Annotated in this window: 11 protein-coding genes; 7 read left to right on the forward strand and 4 right to left on the reverse strand. The window is 70.5% G+C overall.

The window, feature by feature from the left end; genetic code table 11:
- Window positions 1-15 precede the first annotated feature (15 nt).
- Window positions 16-1,206 (forward strand): acyl-CoA dehydrogenase family protein, encoded by a 1,191-nt coding sequence (locus AQJ11_RS36620; RefSeq protein WP_014671806.1) that lies wholly within the window; start codon window positions 16-18, stop codon window positions 1,204-1,206.
- Between the two features lie 40 nt (window positions 1,207-1,246).
- Here the strand turns inward: AQJ11_RS36620 and AQJ11_RS36625 are convergent, their stop codons facing one another.
- Window positions 1,247-1,684 (reverse strand): cell division protein SepF, encoded by a 438-nt coding sequence (locus AQJ11_RS36625; protein ID WP_014671805.1) that lies wholly within the window; start codon window positions 1,682-1,684, stop codon window positions 1,247-1,249.
- A 266-nt stretch (window positions 1,685-1,950) separates the two neighbouring features.
- Here AQJ11_RS36625 and AQJ11_RS36630 point away from each other — a divergent pair, with 266 nt between their 5' ends.
- Window positions 1,951-3,225 carry a DUF5685 family protein gene (locus tag AQJ11_RS36630; RefSeq protein ID WP_208616705.1) on the forward strand — a complete coding sequence of 425 codons (1,275 nt, stop codon included), beginning with the start codon at window positions 1,951-1,953 and terminating at the stop codon, window positions 3,223-3,225.
- A gap of 268 nt (window positions 3,226-3,493) precedes the next feature.
- Here AQJ11_RS36630 and AQJ11_RS36635 read toward each other — a convergent pair whose 3' ends face one another.
- On the reverse strand, window positions 3,494-4,258 hold the full coding sequence (locus tag AQJ11_RS36635; RefSeq protein ID WP_159061744.1) for a barstar family protein: 765 nt from the start codon (window positions 4,256-4,258) through the stop codon (window positions 3,494-3,496).
- Window positions 4,259-4,328: 70 nt separating this feature from the next.
- A complete protein-coding gene (locus AQJ11_RS36640) occupies window positions 4,329-11,168 on the reverse strand; it encodes a polymorphic toxin-type HINT domain-containing protein (RefSeq protein WP_079082571.1) in 6,840 nt (2,279 codons plus the stop codon).
- 411 nt (window positions 11,169-11,579) lie between these two features.
- Here AQJ11_RS36640 and AQJ11_RS52245 point away from each other — a divergent pair, with 411 nt between their 5' ends.
- Entirely contained in the window at window positions 11,580-12,647 is a 1,068-nt protein-coding gene (locus tag AQJ11_RS52245; protein ID WP_059266175.1) for a phage baseplate protein, read from the forward strand.
- 19 nt (window positions 12,648-12,666) lie between these two features.
- Here the strand turns inward: AQJ11_RS52245 and AQJ11_RS36650 are convergent, their stop codons facing one another.
- Entirely contained in the window at window positions 12,667-13,587 is a 921-nt protein-coding gene (locus tag AQJ11_RS36650; RefSeq protein WP_059266227.1) for an ABC transporter substrate-binding protein, read from the reverse strand.
- Between the two features lie 463 nt (window positions 13,588-14,050).
- Between AQJ11_RS36650 and AQJ11_RS36655 the strand changes: the two genes are divergently transcribed.
- The 4 genes from AQJ11_RS36655 to AQJ11_RS36670 all read left to right on the forward strand — a co-directional run bounded on the left by AQJ11_RS36655 (window position 14,051) and on the right by AQJ11_RS36670 (window position 18,612).
- Window positions 14,051-14,908, forward strand: coding sequence for an amino acid ABC transporter permease (locus AQJ11_RS36655; RefSeq protein WP_014671801.1), 858 nt, complete (start codon window positions 14,051-14,053; stop codon window positions 14,906-14,908).
- The gene (locus AQJ11_RS36660; RefSeq protein WP_059266176.1) at window positions 14,905-16,665 is read left to right on the forward strand and encodes an FAD/NAD(P)-binding protein; all 1,761 of its coding nucleotides are present in this window, start codon (window positions 14,905-14,907) and stop codon (window positions 16,663-16,665) included. The genes AQJ11_RS36655 and AQJ11_RS36660 overlap by 4 nt, the downstream gene beginning before the upstream one ends.
- The gene (locus AQJ11_RS36665) at window positions 16,662-17,423 is read left to right on the forward strand and encodes an amino acid ABC transporter ATP-binding protein (RefSeq protein WP_059266177.1); all 762 of its coding nucleotides are present in this window, start codon (window positions 16,662-16,664) and stop codon (window positions 17,421-17,423) included. The genes AQJ11_RS36660 and AQJ11_RS36665 overlap by 4 nt, the downstream gene beginning before the upstream one ends.
- A gap of 106 nt (window positions 17,424-17,529) precedes the next feature.
- A complete protein-coding gene (locus AQJ11_RS36670) occupies window positions 17,530-18,612 on the forward strand; it encodes an LLM class flavin-dependent oxidoreductase (protein ID WP_059266178.1) in 1,083 nt (360 codons plus the stop codon).
- The last annotated feature ends 379 nt before the right edge of the window (window positions 18,613-18,991 follow it).

The following is an 18,991-nucleotide window of genomic DNA, read 5'->3' on the forward strand; positions in this document are numbered from 1 at the left end:
TCCGGAGGGTGTTCCATGTCCGCGTCCGCGAAGCTGCCCCCGTTCGACGCCGCCGACCCGCTCGGGATCGACGACCTGCTGGAGCCGGAGGACCTGGCCGTCCGGGACACCGTCCGCGCGTGGGCGGCCGACCGTGTGCTGCCGTACGTCGCCGACTGGTACGAGAAGGGCGAACTGCCCGGCATCCGGGACCTCGCGCGCGAACTCGGCTCGATCGGCGCCCTCGGCATGTCCCTCACCGGCTACGGCTGCGCGGGCGCGAGCGCAGTCCAGTACGGCCTGGCCTGCCTGGAACTGGAGGCGGCCGACTCGGGCATCCGGTCGCTGGTCTCCGTGCAGGGTTCCCTCGCGATGTACGCCATCCACCGGTTCGGCAGCGAGGAGCAGAAGCTCCAGTGGCTGCCGCGCATGGCGGCCGGTGAGGTGATCGGCTGCTTCGGGCTGACCGAGCCCGACCACGGCTCCGACCCCGCCTCCATGCGCACCCACGCCAAGCGGGACGGCGACGACTGGGTGCTGCGCGGCCGCAAGATGTGGATCACCAACGGCTCCGTCGCCGGGGTGGCCGTCGTCTGGGCGCAGACCGAGGAGGGCATCCGCGGCTTCGTCGTCCCCACCGACAGCCCCGGCTTCTCGGCACCGGAGATCAAGCACAAGTGGTCCCTGCGCGCCTCCGTCACCAGCGAACTCGTCCTGGACGACGTACGGCTGCCCGCCACGGCCGTGCTGCCTCAGGTCACCGGGCTGCGCGGACCGCTCAGCTGCCTGTCGCACGCCCGCTACGGCATCGTCTGGGGCGCGATGGGCGCCGCGCGCAGCAGCTTCGAGGCGGCCCTCGACTACGCCAGGTCACGGGAGCAGTTCGGGCGGCCCATCGGCGGCTTCCAGCTCACCCAGGCCAAGCTCGCCGACATGGCGGTGGAACTGCACAAGGGGATCCTGCTCGCCCACCATCTGGGGCGGCGGATGGACGCCGGCCGCCTGCGTCCCGAGCAGGTCAGCTTCGGCAAGCTCAACAACGTCCGCGAGGCCATCGAGATCTGCCGTACGGCGCGGACGATCCTCGGTGCCAACGGGATCTCCCTGGAGTACCCGGTGATGCGGCACGCGACCAACCTGGAGTCGGTGCTCACCTACGAGGGCACCGTCGAGATGCACCAGCTCGTGCTGGGCAAGGCGCTCACCGGGCTCGACGCCTTCCGGTGAGCACCGGTGCGTGAGGCGGGGCCGGTGCGGCGGCCCCGCCTCAGCTCTGGTTGAAGAAGCCGTCCGAGCGGTGGGCGGACGCCTCGCCGCTGATGATCTCGGTGTCGGCCGGGGTGAGCAGGAACACCCGGTTCGAGACGCGGTCGATCGAGCCGCGCAGACCGAAGATGAGCCCCGCCGCGAAGTCCACGACCCGCTTGGCGTCGCCGGGCTCCATGTTGGTGAGGTTCATGATGACCGGGACGCCGTCCCGGAACAGCTCGCCGATGGCGCGGGCGTCCCGGAAGCTGTCCGGGGTCACCGTGCCGATCCGGCGGCCCTTGTCCTCGGCCGTGTCCGTGGCCACCTTCACCCGGGGGTCGGTGACCCAGGCGTCCCCGGCCTCGGTGCCCTCGGAGTAGTCGTCGTCGTAGTAGCGCTCGTCATCGTTGTCGTCGACGAGGCCGAGCCACGCACTCGCCTTGCGTACCGATCCCATGGACGCCTCCTCTCACAGCGGTCTTTCTTGCTTTCCGCATCCCTATGGTCATCCATGATGCGGACGGCGCGCCAAGTGGATAGACGCCGCGCGGGGGGTTTGTGACGGTACTGGTGCACAGCGGATCCGTCGAGAGTCCTTGTGCCCCAAGGGGCGAGACTCATACGGCTGCTGACTGAGAGTGAAATATGATTGTCTGCGGCGGACGGGTGATGCACGGTGCGTACGGGTGAACGCCAACGTCGTATCACAGTACGGGGGATGTCGTGTTCGGAATCGTCAGGCCCTGCGCCCACCGGCTCGGTGAGCGGTTCAGGGCCGAGTGGATGGCGCACTTGTGCGGGCTGTGCCTCGCCCTGCGCCGCGACCACGGTCAGTTCGCACGGATCGTGACGAACTATGACGCGCTTCTCCTCTCGGTTCTGACCGAGGCTCAGACCGGCCCGCTGAGCGGCACCCGCCGCACGGCCGGGCCGTGCGCGCTGCGGGGCATGCGGACCGCGTCCGTCGCACAGGGTGAGGGCGCGCGGCTCGCCGCCGCCGTCTCCCTCGTGCTCGCCTCCGCGAAGACGCGCGACCACGTCGCCGACCGGGACGGACTGCTGGCGCGCGCGCCGGTCGCCGCCGCCGCGCGCCGGGTCGCCGCGACCTGGGGCCGGGCCGGGGAGCGCGGCGGGGCGGCGGTCGGCTTCGACACCGGCGTCCTCCTCGACGCCGTCGACCGGCAGTCCGGTGTCGAGGCCCTGGCCGGGCCCGGCACCCCGCTGCTGACGGTCACCGAGCCGACCGAGACCGCGACTGCCGCGGCCTTCGCGCACACCGCGGTGCTGGCCGGGCGGCCGGACAACGCCGGGCCGCTGGCCGAGGCCGGGCGGCTCTTCGGCCGGCTCGCCCACCTGCTGGACGCCGTGGAGGACCGGGGGGCCGACGCCGAGTCGGGCGCCTGGAACCCGCTCACCGCCACCGGCACGCCCCTCACCGAGGCGCGCCGGCTCGCCGACGACGCCCTGCACGGCATCCGGCTCGCCCTCCGCGAGGCCGAGTTCCGCGACGGCCGGCTCGTCCACCTCCTCCTCGTCCACGAACTGCGCCGCTCGGCGGACCGCGCCTTCGGGACGGCGCCGGGGTGCGCGGCCGGTCGGCACGGGGGGCCGCGGGGGTCCTACGACGCGGGGGCGCAGCCGGGGCCGTACGGAGCCGGGGTGCCGCGACAGCCGTACGGCGGTGGGAACGTGTACGGCGCCGGCGCTCCCCTCCCGGGCAATCCGTACGCGGGCGGCGGTTCTCCCGGCGGGGGCGGCGGCTTCGGCGGAGGTGGCGGTTCCGGGGGCGGCTTCGGTCCGCCGCCCGAGCCGGTCAAGGGCCGACGCGGTTTCTGGGCGGGCTGCGGGATGTTCTTCGCGCTGTGCTGCACCTGCAAGATGTGCTGCGCCGAGGAGTACGAGGGGCCGTGGTCCCGGAAGAAGCGGGAGGGCTGCTGCCGGGACTGCGACTGCCCCTGCGACGGCTGCGACTGCTGCTGCCCGTGCGACGGTTGCTGAGCCGACTTATGAAAGGGGGCTTCACCGCGCGGGCCACACCGGATCCGGGACCTCCGCCATTCGACCGCCACTCCCGCAGCAGGGCGTCGAATTCGTCATGTTCGTCACCGTCTACGCCACGTCCGACCCCGCCTCCAGCGTGACGCCATAGACCCTCTCGGCACCGCGCTCGGCAGCTTCGGGACCGCCCAGACCCCACGTGAACGCCCCGCCAGGCTCTGCCTGACGGGGCGTCATATTGTCTGGGTGTATCCGCGAAAGATCGAAGTCAGCAAATAGCGATATCGACGCGAAACTCACGCATGACCTCTATGGCCGAGTCCAGAAAGGCGCGATCCAGCACCTCTTGGGATGCTCGGAAATTTCGCCAGACAACTCTCACCAGCGGCTTCTCGTCGAGACTCGATGAAAGGCAGTCTGCCAAGGCGTCCAGATTTGACCCGAAATACCCCCCAGGACCGTTGACCGCCTCACCCAATGCACAGAAGAACCCCGACTTCGTGAAGATGTGGTCGCCATCCAAGTGTGCGACTTCATCGACTCCGTAGCGGGCGGCCCGGTGGTTCGAGGTGAACCAGGCGTTCTGGACGACATGGAGCCAGGCGCCGTGGTGGCTCACCGGCCATTGAAGCCATTCGCCCTTCTCCATTGCGACGCCCGATGCCCAGCGTCGCCAGACTGCTGCGGCTCCGGGATACTCGCAGCGATTCCCAAAGAATCGGTATGAGACACTCGAAATCTTGCCGTCTGGCAATTTCATGCCCGTGTCGCCGAGCACGGCTCGACCAATGAAGTACTCGCCAACCTTCTCCTGGCGCCGATTCACAATCTCCAATACCGCATTGTCGGTTCTTCGCCTGTCCTTCTCGACCCGATGGGCCCTCAAAAAGACGACTTCCGGCGACTCCCCCTCGGGGGCGACGAAAAATCCCTCCACCTCCTCGGCCGCTAGGAGCACCTCTCCGGACTCTTCATCGGTCACCACGTACATCGGGAAATCTGCATCAAACGTCATGGGCAGTTCGCCAGTCACCTTCGACTCCCATACCGGAGCCGGCGCGGCGACACCGGGTGTCGCCGCGCCAGTCTAACCAATGAGGCTACTAATTCCATTCCGAGTCAGGGAAGTGGGGTGCACTGAAGCGTTGGATCTTCTGGTAGTGCGTGGATGTCCACCCGTACACCTTGGCGCCGTTCGGCAGTTCCTTTTCCAGGATTCTGTCGGTTTCCGGCCTGCCGGGCACGCGATACTCCTTGGCCCCAGCCCACCATGGATGTTCACGCCCCGAATAGGTGTCGTGTGAAGGAATCCGTCCTGCCTTCACGTCATCGTAGGCCGAGGCGATCTTGTTATTCATTCCCCTGGGCAGGGGATCCGACAGCTTTTTGACGCGGCAGGTGCTGTTGTGCACCAGCACCGGCGTCTCGCCCGCCAGCACATAGTACGTGTGGACGTTCTCGACCGTGAGGTTGTACGTGCGGGCGTGGGTCGTGAACGGGCGGTTGGCGGTGACGATGACCGTGTGGCCGTCGTCCGTGCGCAGGGTCATGCCCGGCTTGAGGTTGCCGGCCTGGACCCAGTCGTGTTGTGACGGGGACCAGAAGGGGTGTTCGTGGGTCGCCGTCAGCTTCTCGATGCCGTCCTCGGTGGCGATGGACAGCTCGTTGAAGTGCTTGTCGGTGTCGGTGACGATCAGGCGGGTCACCCGTTGCGGGGTGGTCCTGCCGGTCTCCGGGTCCGTGGTGAGGACCTCGTCACCGACCTTGACGTCCTCGATGTCCTTGGTCGTCTTGCCGTCGCCCATCAGGACGTCCGTGCCGGCGAGGAAGCAGTTGCACCGCTTGGTGAGCTTGGTGATCCATTCCTCGGCGGCCTTGGCGCCCTTCTTCAGCACGGAGTCGGGCACCAGCTTCAGCGCCTTGCCCAACGGCAGGTCGGTGCCGGCGATGAGGCAACTGGAGACCCCGGAACCCGAGAGGCAGTCCTTCCATGCCTTGGGGTCGGGCAGGAAGGTCGAGGCGAGCGCCTTGATGACCGTCACCTGGGCGGAGATGTCCAGGGGCTTGTACACGATCTTCTTGCCGAGCGGGGGCAGGTCGCTGCCCGTCTTGACGACGCTGTGCAGCTCTCCCTGTCCGTTGTAGACGTAGTTGGAGTACTCGTAGTGGTAGGACCAGGTGCCGTCGCCGTTCGGGGTCATCCAGTCCCGGTAGGACTGGTCACCGTGGTCGCAGCCGTATTCGCAGGGCGTGATGGGCCGCAGTCCGTCGGGGTCGCTGTAGGTGACGGGATTGTTGACGGAGTACGAGTACGCGTTGAGGTACTGCGGGCTGTACGGCGAGTTCAACGGGTCCGGGCTGAGGAACCGGCCCAGTTTCGCGTCGTACATGCGGGCGCCCAGGACCGACAGGCCCGTCGCGTCGTCCTCGGTCTTGCCCAGGAAACCCCGGTCCGAGCCGGACGGCAGGGAGGTGCCGCCGTTCTGGGCCCCGAAGGGCAGGTAACGCCGGCGCTGTGCGGTGCCCGTGCCCGCGTCGATGGCGAGCTGGGTCGACGCCTGGGTGTCGGACATGATCCAGACGAGCTTGCTGCTCGTCTTGTCCACCGCGGTGCGCATCGCCACGGTCGTCGCGCCGTCGCCGTAGTAACGGGTGGCCTTCGGAGTGGCGCCGGGTGCCTTGTGGATCTCCTGGCTCGCGAGGTACAGGACGGTCTCGTCCGGGGACTTCCGCTCCAGGAGGTCACCGGAGGCGGCGTATACGTAGCCGGTGGTGGCGGCGCCGGAGGCGGACGTCACCTGGTGCAGTTCGTTCCAGACGAGCGTCGTCTGCTTCCCGCCGACGGTGCGGCTCTTCATCTGGCCGTCGTCGTCGTAGTCGTAGAGGTCGGTGCCCGTCGGGGTCTTCACCGAGGTCACGGCGTGCGGGTGGGCGGCGCCGGCGGTGTACGTCGACTGGTCGGCGGAGTAGCCGGGGTAGACGTAGTCGTTGACCTGGGCGCCGGTGGCGGTGGTGCTGGTGACCTTCTGGAGGTTGCCGATGCCGTCGTAGGTGTAGTCGAGCTGGTAGGGGTCCTTGCCGGTGGCCAGGTCGGGGGAGAAGGGACCGGCGCAGCCGGTGCTCGCCCCGGTGGTCCAGGCACGGCTGAGGCGGTTCAGCTCGTCATAGGTGTAGCACTGGTGCTGCCCGGTGATCCCGTCGGCCAGGTCGGTGGTCTGGCCGGCGTTGTCGTAGACGTAGTCGTCGTTCTGGACGGTGCCCTTCGTGCTGGTGGTGGTGGTGATGTTCTTCAGCCAGCCGGTGCCGTCGGCGTCGTCGTAGGCGTACGCGCGGCGGGCGGTGGTGCCGGTCGTGGCCGTGGTGCCGTAGGTGCGGTCGGTCAGCCGGCCCAGGCTGTCGAAGCCGGTGGAGTCGACGTAGACCGTGTTGTTCAGGTCGCTGCTGACCTTCTCCGGGTTGCCGAAGCCGTCGTACTGCGTGGTGACGGTCTCCTCCGGCAGGTCGCCGACGGCCGGGTAGGTGATGCTGGTCTGCCGGCCCAGCGCGTCGTAGGCGGACTTCGTGACGTAGGTGTTCTCGAAGCCCGTGCCGTCCGCCGGGACGGTCGTCTGCGACTCGGTGGCGTTGCCGTCGGCGTCGTAGGCGTTGATCTTGTCGGTGTAGGCGTAACCGCCCGCGTACGACGTCGAGGTGGCCGGCTTGCCGATGCCGCCGGCGGCCGTGTCGTAGGTGGTGCGGGTCAGCACCTTGGTGCCGTTCTGCACGGTCAGCGGCCGGTTGAGGTGGTCGTAGGTGTAGGTCAGGACCGTGCCGCCCGCGTCCTTGACCGTCTCGACGTTGCCGTTGTCGTCGTAGGTGATGGCGCCCGTGCCGTTGAGGTCCGCGTCGGGGTCCTTGCCGCCCGTGCGTTCGCCCAGCCAGTTGTAGGTGTAGGTGGTGAGGTTCCCCTTGGAGTCGGTGATCTTGGAGAGCTGGCCGCTGCGGTTGTACTCGTAATACGTCGTGTACGTGGACGGACCGAACTCGACGACCTTGCTCACCTGCCCGAACACATCGGTGTAGGTGTTGGTGCGCTCACCGGCGGGAGGCATCGTGGTGGTGTAGTCGCCGTGGTAGTTGGTGATCGTCTGGCCCTGGGCCTGCGGATCGCCGTTCACCATGATCCGGGACTCGGTGGTGCGGCCCGCGTAGTCGATGACCACGTCGGTGTAGGAGGGCAGGCTGTCCACGGTGGGCAGGACCATGCCCGAGCCGGCGGCGCCGGAGTTGTAGAACGCCGCGCTGGTGCCGGTGACGTTGCCCGAGGTGTCGTAGCGGGTCGAGATCACGGTCCGTCCGGTGCCGGTGGGCGCCGGGACCTGGGTCTCGCGGGCACGGCCGAGGCCGTCCAGGTAGTCGTAGCTGGTCAGGACCTTCCCGGCCGACTGGAGCGTGGTCGTGGTGACCTTGGGCGGGACGGTGGAGACCAGGTCCGGGACGCCCTCGCTGTTGTCCGAGGTCGTGATGTCGTACTGGTACTTCAGGCTGGGCGTGCCGTCGGGGTAGGCGGAGATCTGCGAGGGCTTGAACACCTTCGAGACGCGGCCCACGGAGTCCAGGACGATACGCGTGGTCCGGTCGTTCGGGTCCTGGATGCGGTAGGGCACGCCCCATAGGCGGGAGTACCAGGTGGTGGTGGTCTGCGGTGCGGCCGGGCCGCCGCTGCCGTCGGGGTCGGGCGTGGTCACCTTGACGCCGTCGACCGGCCATGAGGTGGCGGGCTGGTAGGTCGTCGTGGTGGTGTTCTGCTCGCCGTCCGTCGTGGAGATCTGCCGGCCGGCCTGGTCGAACTTCGCCTTGGTCTCGCGGTAGTGCGTGGCGTCCGTGTAGGCGCGCACCGTGGTGGGGTGCCCGTCGGCCGGCTTGTCGGTGTCGACCGAGGCGGCGTCGTCGTACAGGGTGACGGCGTAGGCGTCCTGGTTGGCCGCGGACCTGGCCGCGCAGTCGGCGGCGTAGTGCCGGGTCTCGTCGGGCAGCACCATCCAGCGCTGGACCTGCGAGCCGGGGAAGTAGTCGGTGTTGTAGGCGCGGCCGAAGGTGGTGCACCGGTTGTCGTCCGTGTCCGACAGGCCCCAGTCGTTGGTGCGCATCGGCAGGCCGTACTTGGTGCTGGCCGGCTCCGTGTCGTCGTACTCGTTCTTGACGGTGTGCTCGCGCCAGCCGCTGGAGGTCAGTTCGTCCGTGGTGGTCTTGGAGTCGCGGACGAAGCGGGCGTCGGGCAGGCCGTCGTACTGCGCGGTGTCGTACACCCAGTACTCGTGCCAGACCCGCTTGTGCGACTGGCCGGAGCCGTCGCGGTTGCTCGATTCCAGCACCTTGCCGTTGAGCCAGGGGGAGTCGGTCACCGCCGGGCGACCGCTGTCGCCGTCGTCGACGGTCACGCTGCGGGTCTTGGACGGGTCGTCCTTGTCGGTGCGGTCACCGTCCATACCGCGGTACAGCCAGTAGTAGGTGGAGGCCGCGTTCGACTTCGTGCCGGTGTGGACCTCGACCTGCTGGTAGCCGCGCCAGTCGGTCCAGGACTCGTCCTTGTCCTTGGTCAGCGGGTCGTTGGGGAACGCCCACGCGGGCTTGCCGACGTAGTCGTACGTCGTCGTCATCACCGGGTCGCCGTCGTTGCCCGAACCCGCGCCGGGGCCGGGGTCGACGCTCACCTTGGCGACGACGTACTTCTTGAACCACCCCGTCTTCTCGTCCGTGGCGCCCTCGGGCACCCAGCGCTGCTTGAAGCAGGCCTGGGTGTTGTTCGACTCGCTGGGCGGGTTGTCGATGTCGCAGGCGTCCTGGGCGTCGTAGTTGCGGTAGGTGACGTTGACGAACGAGCCGAGGTCCTGGTGGATCTGGGTGACCCGGCGGAAGTTCAGGGTGCCTCCGCCGAGCTGGTTGTCCCGCCACTCACCGTTGATGTTGATGGTGGGCAGGGTGATGTCGGTGCCGTCGCCGTAGCCCTTGCGCTGGATGTAGTCCAGCCACAGGGTGCTGTCGATGGTGCCTTCGGGGTTGGGCAGCCCGTACTTCATCTGGTACTGCATCGCCGGGTCCCACGCGGAGGCGTCGTTGTCCCGGACGTAGGTCTTGACGTCCCACAGCATCTTCGTGGCGAAGAACGTCGGCGAGTACGTCTCACCCTTGATCGTCCGGCATCCGTCGTCGGCGCTCGTGCCGTCGCACATCAGGTCCGTCGGCACGTCCGGATAGGAGTCCGGGTGGTCGGAGATGCCCGGGCAGTCCGCCGGCTCGCTCGCCAGCGGGTCCTTGTCCGCCATCCGCTCCACACAGCGGCCCACGTAGCGCAGGTCCACCTTCGCGGGCAGCTGCGCGCCCGGGATCTGGGAGGCCCAGCCGTACTCGACACGCACCGGATAGGCGGCGGAGTCGTACACCCGCGCCTGGTCGGCGAGCAGCACCGAGCGGTAGTGGTTCTGCTCCTTGTCGTAGAAGTAGGCGGTCTCCACCTCGTCGGCGTCCACGACCCGGTCCAGGCCCCAGCGGTAGGCCTGCGTGGTGACGCCGACACCGCCGTTGTAGCCGGGCTCTCCCGGGTTGTTGCCGAAGACGGGGACGGTCAGCACCGAGTCGGTCGCGGCGTCGGTGCGCTCGGAGCGGCCCCAGCCGAAGTAGTAGCGCATGCCGTCCTGGGTGGAGACCACCCAGTACTCGTCGTCCGACCCGTGACCACCGGTCAGGTGCTGCACGCGCCAGCCCGGGTCGTCCTGCACGTGGTAGGAGCCGGTGCCGTTGTCGTCCTGGACCAGGTTGGAGGTGACGCCGTCGAAGTTGATGACGTAGACCGCGCCGTCGGGCTCCTTGGCGGAGTTGGGCGAGTCCCAGCACAGGTCGCCGACCCAGCCGGTGCCCGTGCCGTCGTCCTGGCAGCCCCGGTAGCGGCGCTCGATGAAGCCGATGCCGCTCAGGTCCCAGCCGAGGCCGGTCCAGTTGGCCTGGGTGTTCTGCGCGGAGGTGAGGGCGTCCACCGACTGCGAGTTGTACGACAGCGCGAGCGACGGCGCCTGACCGGCGGGCGGCTTGGGCACGTCGAAGGGCAGGCTGTAGGAGAAGGCGCCCGAACCGGTCGAGACGTTCCAGGAACCGGACGGCTTCAGCGAGGACGCCCGGTAGTCGCCGGCGTCGGAGGACGACGTCGACGCCAGCGTGTACACCGTCGCGCCCGAGGTCGTGGCGGCGCTGAGCGCCGAGGACGACAGCGCGGACTTCGCCGTCCGGTCCGGCTGGATGACGGAGATGGACGGCTTGGGGTCGCCGTCGGCCTGGACGGTCGCGGTGATGGTGCCCTTGGCCACGTCGTTGTGGACGGGCACGGGCCGGGGGTCGGCCGTCGAGCAGCCCTTCGCCTCCGGTGTGGTCAGCGCGCAGGCGGGCAGCGCGACCAGACGCAGACGGGCGGCGAAGTCGCCGCCGTAGGCGTACTTGAACTTCGAGTAGTCGAAGGTGACGTTCACCGGGCCGGGCGTGCCGCGGCCGTCGCGCCGGGTGAGCTGGACGCCCATGCCGATGCCGTTCGTCCGCTTCAGCCCGGTCCGGTCCAGGACCTTGACGTCGACGTCCGCGGGGGCGGGGACCGCGATGGCGGACCGCTGCCTGGCCAGGGCCGACGCGGGAGCGGGCCCCACCTGCACGGCGGCCGTGTCCGGGGCGTCGCCGGCCGGTGTCACCGGCAGGGTCTTGCCCGGCTTCAGACCCGACAGGGCGAGGCGGGCGTGCGCCGCCTTGGGCCACACCGGCCGGACCGGCTTGGTCCGGGTCGGCTCGGCGCCGTCGCGCGGCACGCTGCCGGCGGCCCGCGCGGGCACGTCGACCGGTTGCCCGTGCCCGGCCGCGGTCGCCTTGGCCGTACCCGCGGCCTGGGCCGCGGGCGCGGCCAGCAGCGATGCCGCCAGCGCCATGGCCAACGCCCAGGGGGCGCCTCTTCCTTGTCTGTGCGCGCGTCGCACGGACCATCCCCAACCCGAAGAAGGCCGGGACCCTGTCCCGGCGCGTGTGCAAAGCAAAGGCCGCATGGCATCGGGCTGTCGGTGAAGTGAAAGCCGCATGAGGCCAGGCCAACGCTGCACGTTAAGCAGGACGTGGCGCCCGCGAACAGTCCCTCAAAACGGACCGATGAGTCACAACCGTCTCTTCACGTTACGTTTACAGTTGTGTTCTGGATCACGTTTGCTCTCGTGGCCTCAGTGAAGCCCCGGAGCTGGGCAAACGAGGCTGGCGCGAGCCCGATCGGCATGGTTCAATCCTGCGTCGCACACATCGTGCACACATCAAGGCCCGGTCCCGGGCCGACGAAACGTCCCGGAGAACACATGAAGCGCGAGCCGTCCGGCGGTCCGAGCCGGCGCCAGGTACTGCGGCGTGTCGGCGGGTTGGCGGCGGCGGCCGTCGTCGGGGCCGTCGCCCTCGACCAGGCCGGCACCGCCTCCGCGGCCGTCACCACGTCCAAGCGCTTCGACCTCACCGACGGGTCCGACGAGTGGTTCCGGGAGATCCCGCTCAACGAGACCCGGATCCTCCAGTCGTTCGCGTTCGACAACACCAACAAGCACCTGTACACGGCCCAGTTGGTCCAGGGCGGCCGCGTCCTGCCCGGCGAGACGCAGGCCGCCAGCGGCGCCGACCGGTCGAAGAACGGCGATCTGTGCATCACCCGTCTCGACTGGCAGGGGTACATCATCGGCCGGATGTACCTGAAGGGCTTCGGACACGGCGTGTCGATCGGGGTCGAGCCCTCCGGCAACAGCGCGTACCTGTGGACCGAGTGCGACTCCGTGCCCGACAGCGAGAACAACGGCTACGGCACGAAGATCGCCCGGTTCAAGTTCGCCAACGGCACCGTCCTGCGGCCCGACTCCGCGCAGGTCACCCGCTTCACCCCGGTTCCGGGCTCGGACCACAACACCGTCGCCATCGACCCGGTCACCAACCGCATCGCCCACCGCCACCGCGTCGGCGGCACCTGGAAGTACGGCCTGTACGACCTGGCCACCTTCAAGGCCGGCACGTTCACCCCGCTGGCCACCCTCACCCAGCCCGCCGTGCTCACCGGCCCCACCTTCCAGGGCTACACCAGCATGGGCCAGTACCTGTACACCATCGACGGCACCGCCTACACCTACGACGCCGACGGCAACCGGACCAGCACCAGCAACACCTACGTCACGTCGATCGACTGGAACACCGGCACCGTCTACGAACGCCGGCTCAGCAAGGCGGGCGAGAGCCTGTTCTACCGGGAGCCGGAAGGACTGGCCGTCCAGATCCCCGACATGAGCACCCCGGCCGTCGCCCGCCTGCACCTCGGCTTCGGCTCCGAGGAATCCCTCACCCAGACCGACAAGAAGGCCAGCTTCTACTACAAGGACCTGCTCGTCTGACGCCCGGGAGGGGAACGCCTCAGCCCTTCAGCTCCGGCGGGTTGACGCGGGACTCCTCGATCGCGGAACCCGTCGTGCCCCACTTCTTGAGGATCCGGTCGTAGGTGCCGTCGGACAGCAGTCTGTTCACCGCCGCCTGGAACGCCGGCGCCAGTTTCGTGCCCTTCTTGAAGGCGAAACCGACGTCCAGGCGGTGGTACTCGTTGAGGAACTTCAGGCCCCGCTGGTGCGCCACGGCGTACCGCAGGCCGTTGATCGTGGACATCACGACGTCGCTGCGGCCCTGCTGGAGCGAGGACCAGATCGCGCTCGACTCGGCGTACGTCTGCACCTGGTACGCCTTCTTGCCCGCGTCGGCGCACACGTGCTTGCCGGCCTCCAGCGTGGCCTCGAACGTCGTGCCGGCGCCGGTCGCGACGTTCAGGCCGCACAGCTGCTTCAGGTCGGTGATCTTCGGGAGCTTGCTGTCCTCGCGGGTGGCGAAGCCCTGGCCGTCGTTGACGTAGGTGACGAAGTCGATGGTCTTGCGGCGCTCGTCCGTGACGCCGAAGTTGCTCGCGCCGAAGTCGTACTTGCCGCTGTCCAGGGCGGGCAGGATCGCCTCGAAGCTCGCCTGCTCGATCTTCAGTTTGATGCCGAGCACCCGGGCGACCGCCCGGGTGAAGTCGACGTCCTGGCCGGTCAGGGTCGTGCCGTCGGCGAGGTAGGTGGTGCCGGGCGGGGTGCCGCCGACGCTGACCGCGACGGTGAGGCTCGTGGTGCCGGCGGGCAGCAGCCTCGCCGCGGCGTCGTCCTTGCGCACGGCGGAGACGACGTCCGTGGTGGGCACCTCGTCGGCCTTGGCCGCCACCCCGGAGGCGTCCGTACCGCCCGGGCCACCGGACCCGGAGCCGCAGGCGGTGAGGAGCAGGGCGGCCGAGGTGATGGCGACAAAGGGCATGAAATGGCGATAAGCGGGCGTGCGCATCGGGTAGCGGTCTCCTGAGGCGGGAGGGGGTGCGGAAACGCGAGGGGAGGGGTGCGCGTGTGAAGGCGGAGAACAGGCCGGGAACCGGCGGGAGAACGCGAGCAGGCCCGCCCGGAGGGCAGGCGGGAGCAGGGGGTCAGCTCAACAGGACGAGGACCACACGCGACCGAAGTCGATGTGGGAGCGGGTGACCAGCCACTGCTGTGGATGCATGGGCCAAGTGGAACAGGCATCCGGTTCCGCGTCAACCGACTTGAGACGTACTGCTCACAGTCTGGACAACCTTGACAGCGGACGGAAACGGCACCGTACTCTCGAAGCACGGCCCTGCTGAGGGGCTCGGCCGTGTCCGCGCCGCGCGGCGCGCTCCCGTGTGAAGGCACCACCCGTTCTGACGACTCGGCGCGTCCTCGACGACGCGCGTCACGGAGCCTTCATGTCATCGGACACCCTCGCCGAAATCCCCACCGTCCCGGACACACCCGAGCCCGCGGACGCCCCGCGGATCGTCCCGCGGCGCCGCTACGGCCAGTGGGCGGCGGCCGTCGTCGTCCTCGCGCTGCTCGGGCTCGCCGTCAACTCCGTCCTGCGCAACAAGGCCTTCCAATGGGACGTGGTCGGCGACTACTTCACCTCGGACTCCGTCCTGCGCGGGCTGTGGCTCACGCTCTGGCTGACCGCGGTCGTGATGGTCCTCGGCTTCGCCCTCGGCACCCTGCTCGCCGCGTTCCGGCTCTCCGCCAACCCCGTGCTGCGGGCGGTGAGCTGGGGATACGTGTGGCTGTTCCGGTCCATCCCGATCCTGGTGCAGCTGCTGCTGTGGTTCAACATCGGGGCGCTGTACCCGCGGGTCCTCGGGGTGAAGACCGTCGACCTGCTCACCCCGGTCGCCGTCGCGATCATCGGCCTCACCCTGCACGAGGCCGCCTACGCCGCCGAGGTCGTGCGCGGCGGCATCCTCTCCGTCGACCGCGGGCAGATCGAGGCCGCCCAGGCGCTCGGTCTGAGCCGGTGGCGGCGCTGGCGGCGGATCGTGCTGCCGCAGGCGATGCGCGCCATCGTGCCGCCCGCCGGCAACATGCTGATCGGCACCCTCAAGGGCACCTCGATCGTCAGCGTCATCGCCGTCAACGACCTGCTGTTCTCCGCCCAGTTGATCTACCACCGCACCTATCAGGTGATCCCGCTGCTGATGGTCGCCACCCTCTGGTACGCCATCGTCACCACCCTGCTCGGCATCGCCCAGACGTTCGTCGAGAAGCACTACGCGCGCGGCACGGAGAACGCCCGATGAGGCAGCAACTGGTCATCGTCGGAGCCGGGCCGCGGGGGACCGGCCTCCTCGAACGCCTCGCCGCCAACGCGCCCGAGCTGTACGCCGGTCCGGGCCTCGACATCCATCTGGTCGACCCCCACCCGCCCGGCGGCGGGCGCATATGGCGGCAGGCGCAGTCGCCGCTGCTGTGGATGAACTCGCAGGCCGAGGACGTCACCATGTTCACCGACGACACGGTGGCCATGGCCGGCCCGGTGCGCGAGGGCCCCACGCTGCACGAGTGGGCCAAGCTGGACGGCCGCACCTTCCCCGACCGCCAGCTTCAGGGCCGCTACCTGCGCTGGGTGTACGAACAGGCCGTCGCCGACCTGCCCCCGAACGTCACCGTCCACCACCACCCCCACCGCGCCCTGCGGGTCGACGGCCCCCGCGAGGGCCGCCAGCGGGTGTGGCTGGAGGGCCGTCCGCACCCGCTCCCGGCCGACCTGGTGATCCTCACCCTGGGCCACCTGGACAGCGAACTCGACGCCGAGCAGAGCGAGCTGGCCGCCTACGCCCGCGAGCACGGCCTGGTGCACCTGCCGCCCGACTTCACCGCCGACAGCGACCTGAGCGCACTGGCGCCCGGCGAACCCGTCCTCGTCCGCGGCTTCGGGCTGGCCTTCGTCGACCTGATGGTGCTGCTCACCGAGGGGCGCGGCGGGCGGTACGAGGGGGAGACGTACCGTCCCTCGGGGCGGGAGCCGGTGCTGTACGTCGGCTCGCGGCGCGGAGTGCCGTACCACTCGAAGATCGGCTACGACTGGACCGGCGACCGGCCCCCGCTGCCCCGTTTCCTCGGCCCCGCCGAGGTGGCGGAGCTGCTGGCCCGGCCCGCGGGCTTCGACTTCCGGCGCGATGTGTGGCCCCTGGTCGAGAAGGAGCTGGGCTTCGCCCACTACCACCGGCTGTTCACCGCCCACCCCGGGCGCACGGCGATGGCCTGGGCCGACTTCGAGGAGAAGTACGCGGCGGCCGGCGGCCCCGACGAGACCCGGGCGCTCGTCGCCGCCGCCGTACCGGACCCGGCCGACCGGCTCGACCTCACCGCGCTCGACCACCCCCTGGACGGCGTGCGGTACGCCTCGCACGACGACTTCCAGGAAGGGCTCAGGGACTACATCGAGGACGACCTGCGACGCCGCCACGACCCCGCCCACAGCCCGGACCTCGGGGTGTTCCTCGGGCTGCTCTCCGTCTACGGGCAGCTGGTGCGGCTCGGGGACATCGGGTCCTGGTGGCACGGGTTCTTCAGCTACCTGGCGTCCGGGCCGCCCGGACCCCGGCTGCGGCAGATGCTCGCGCTGTCCCGGGCCGGACTGCTCCGGTTCGTCGGGGCCGGCATGGCCGTCACCGCCGAGGACGGGGTGTTCCGGGCCACCAGCCCCACCGTGCCGGGCTTCTCCGTGGAGGCCCGGGCGCTGGTGGAGGCCCGGCTGCCCGCGCCCACCGTCCGGCGCGCCCGCGACAGCCTGCTGCGCGAACTGCACGCCGAGGGCGCGGCCGAGACCCCCGACGGACTGCTCCGGGTCGACCCCGCCGACGGCCGCGTCCTCGACCGCGCCGGACGCCCGCACCCCCGGCGCTTCGCGCTCGGCCCGTACACCGACACCCGCGCCCCCGGCGCTTTCACCCGCCCCCGCACCGGCGGGCCCGCGTTCCGGCAGAACGACGCGACCGCCCGGGCGGTGCTGGCCTTCCTCAGCGGCTCACTCGTAAAGGAACTCGCGCGATGAGTGTCATGGTCGACATCAGGTCGGTGCACAAGAGCTTCGGCTCGCTCGACGTGCTCCGGGGCATCGACCTCCAGGTGCGCGCCGGTGAGGTCACCGTCGTGCTCGGCCCCTCCGGCTCCGGCAAGTCCACGCTGCTGCGGACCATCAACCACCTGGAGAAGGTGGACCGGGGCGAGATCAGCGTGGACGGCGCGCTGCTGGGGTACCGGCGGGCCGGGGACAGGCTGTACGAGCTGCCCGAGCGCGAGGTGCTCCGCCAGAGGACCCGGATCGGGTTCGTCTTCCAGAACTTCAACCTCTTCCCGCACCTCACCGTCCTGGACAACGTCGTCGAGGCGCCGGTGTCCGCGCTGAAGCGGCCCCGGAAGGCGGCGGTGGAGAGCGCGCACCGGCTGCTGGAGCGGGTCGGGCTCGGGGACAAGGCCGACGCCTATCCGCAGCAGCTGTCCGGCGGGCAGCAGCAGCGGGTGGCCATCGCGCGGGCGCTCGCGCTGGAGCCGAAGCTGCTGCTGTTCGACGAGCCGACGTCGGCGCTCGATCCCGAGCTGGTGGGGGAGGTGCTGGACGTCATCCGGGACCTGGCGGCACGGGGGACGACGATGATCGTCGTCACGCACGAGATCGCGTTCGCCCGGGAGGTCGCCGACACGGTGGTGTTCATGGCCGACGGGCGGATCGTGGAGCGGGGGACGCCGGACGAGGTGCTGGGCGCTCCGCGGGAGGAGCGGACCCGGGCGTTCCTGGCGAAGGTGCTGTGAGGGTGGGGGCCGTGGGCACGGGGTGCGGTGGGTCCGGCACCGCCGGTCCGCACCGCCGCGGTGACGCGCCGGTGCGGCGGGGACGGGGAGTGCGGAGGGGGTCGGCGTGAGCAGTCTGCCGCATCTCGCCGCCTCCCTCGACCTGTCCGGGATCCCCGACGCCGGGGCCTGCGTCGAGCTGGCCCGGCTCGCCGAGCGCGGGGGGCTGGACTTCGTGACGCTGGACGACTCCCTCGCGCGGCCGGGGCCCGACCCGCTCGGCGTCCTGTGCCGGCTGGCGCCCGCGACCCGGCGGATCGGGCTCGTGCCGACGGTCGTCACCACGCACACCGAGCCCTTCCAGGTGCAGGCCGCCGTGGCCACCCTGGACCGGGTCGGCCGGGGACGGGCCGGCTGGCGGATCGACGTGGCCACCACCGAGGGCGAGGCCCGGCTGTTCGGCCGCCGGCACACCGCACCGGCCGAGGCGGTCCGGCAGGAGGCCGGTGACGTCGCCGACGCGGCGGCCAGGTCGGGGGACGGCTGGGAGGCCGGCGCCGGGATCCGGGACGGGGCCGCCGGCCGCTTCCCCGACCGGGACCGGCTGCACCGCGTCGACTTCACCGGCACCGCCTTCCCAGTCCGGGGCCCGTCGACCGTGCCCCGGCCGCCGCAGGGCCACCCCGTCCGCGTGGTCGACGCCATCGACGGCCCCGCCCGCGCGGTCGCCGCCCGGTACGCGGACGTGGCCCTGGTGCGCGTCACCGCCCCCGCGCAGGCCGCCGGTGTCCGGGACGAACTGCGGGAGCGGGCACGGGCGTCGGGGCGGGACCCGGACGCGCTGCGGGTCCTGGTGAGCCTGCTGGTGGATCTCGGCGACGGCGAGCACGCGGCCGAGCCGGGACACGGGGGCGGCGGCCCGCGGCCCACCGGGCGGGGCCCGCTGTACCGGGGCGGCCCGGTCGACCTCGCGGAGCTGGTGGCCGGCTGGCACGCCGACGGGGTCACCGACGGCTTCCACTTCGTCCCGGTCGAACCGCGCCGCGATCTGGAGCGGCTGGTCAACGGCACGGTGACGCTGCTCCAGCACCGCGGTCTGTTCCGCACCTTCTACCCGGGCAGCACCCTGCGCGAGCACCTGGGCCTGACCCGCCCCGCCGACCGGTGCGCCGTGCCCGGGGCGACGGCCGTGACCGGGGGAGCGTCATGACCGTACGACGGCGGCTGTATCGGGCGGTCGCGCGTCCGGGGGCCGGGCACGCGGGGGCCGTGCCCACGGAGGCCGTGTCTGAGGAGGTTCTGCGTCCGGGGGGGGGGCGACGGCGCGTTCGTCACCTCGGGACGGCTCGCCCGCGCCGCCGGGCGCGGCCTGTTCGACTTCCCCCTGCTCGACGAGGAGCCGCCGCTGCCCGAGCACCGGGGACGGCTGGGCGAACCGGACGCGGTGGGCGGCCCGGAGCCGGTCGCCGTGCCGAACGCGCTCACCGGGGTCACCGCGCGGCTCGGACTCGCCGCCACCGTGAACGTGGTCTTCGGCGAGCCGAGCCGGCCGCCGCCTCGGCCGACGTACTGCTCGCCCGGCACTATCG

Origin of the sequence: Streptomyces corchorusii, from assembly GCF_001514055.1 — a bacterium.
GTDB classification, from domain to species: Bacteria; Actinomycetota; Actinomycetes; order Streptomycetales; family Streptomycetaceae; genus Streptomyces; species Streptomyces olivaceoviridis.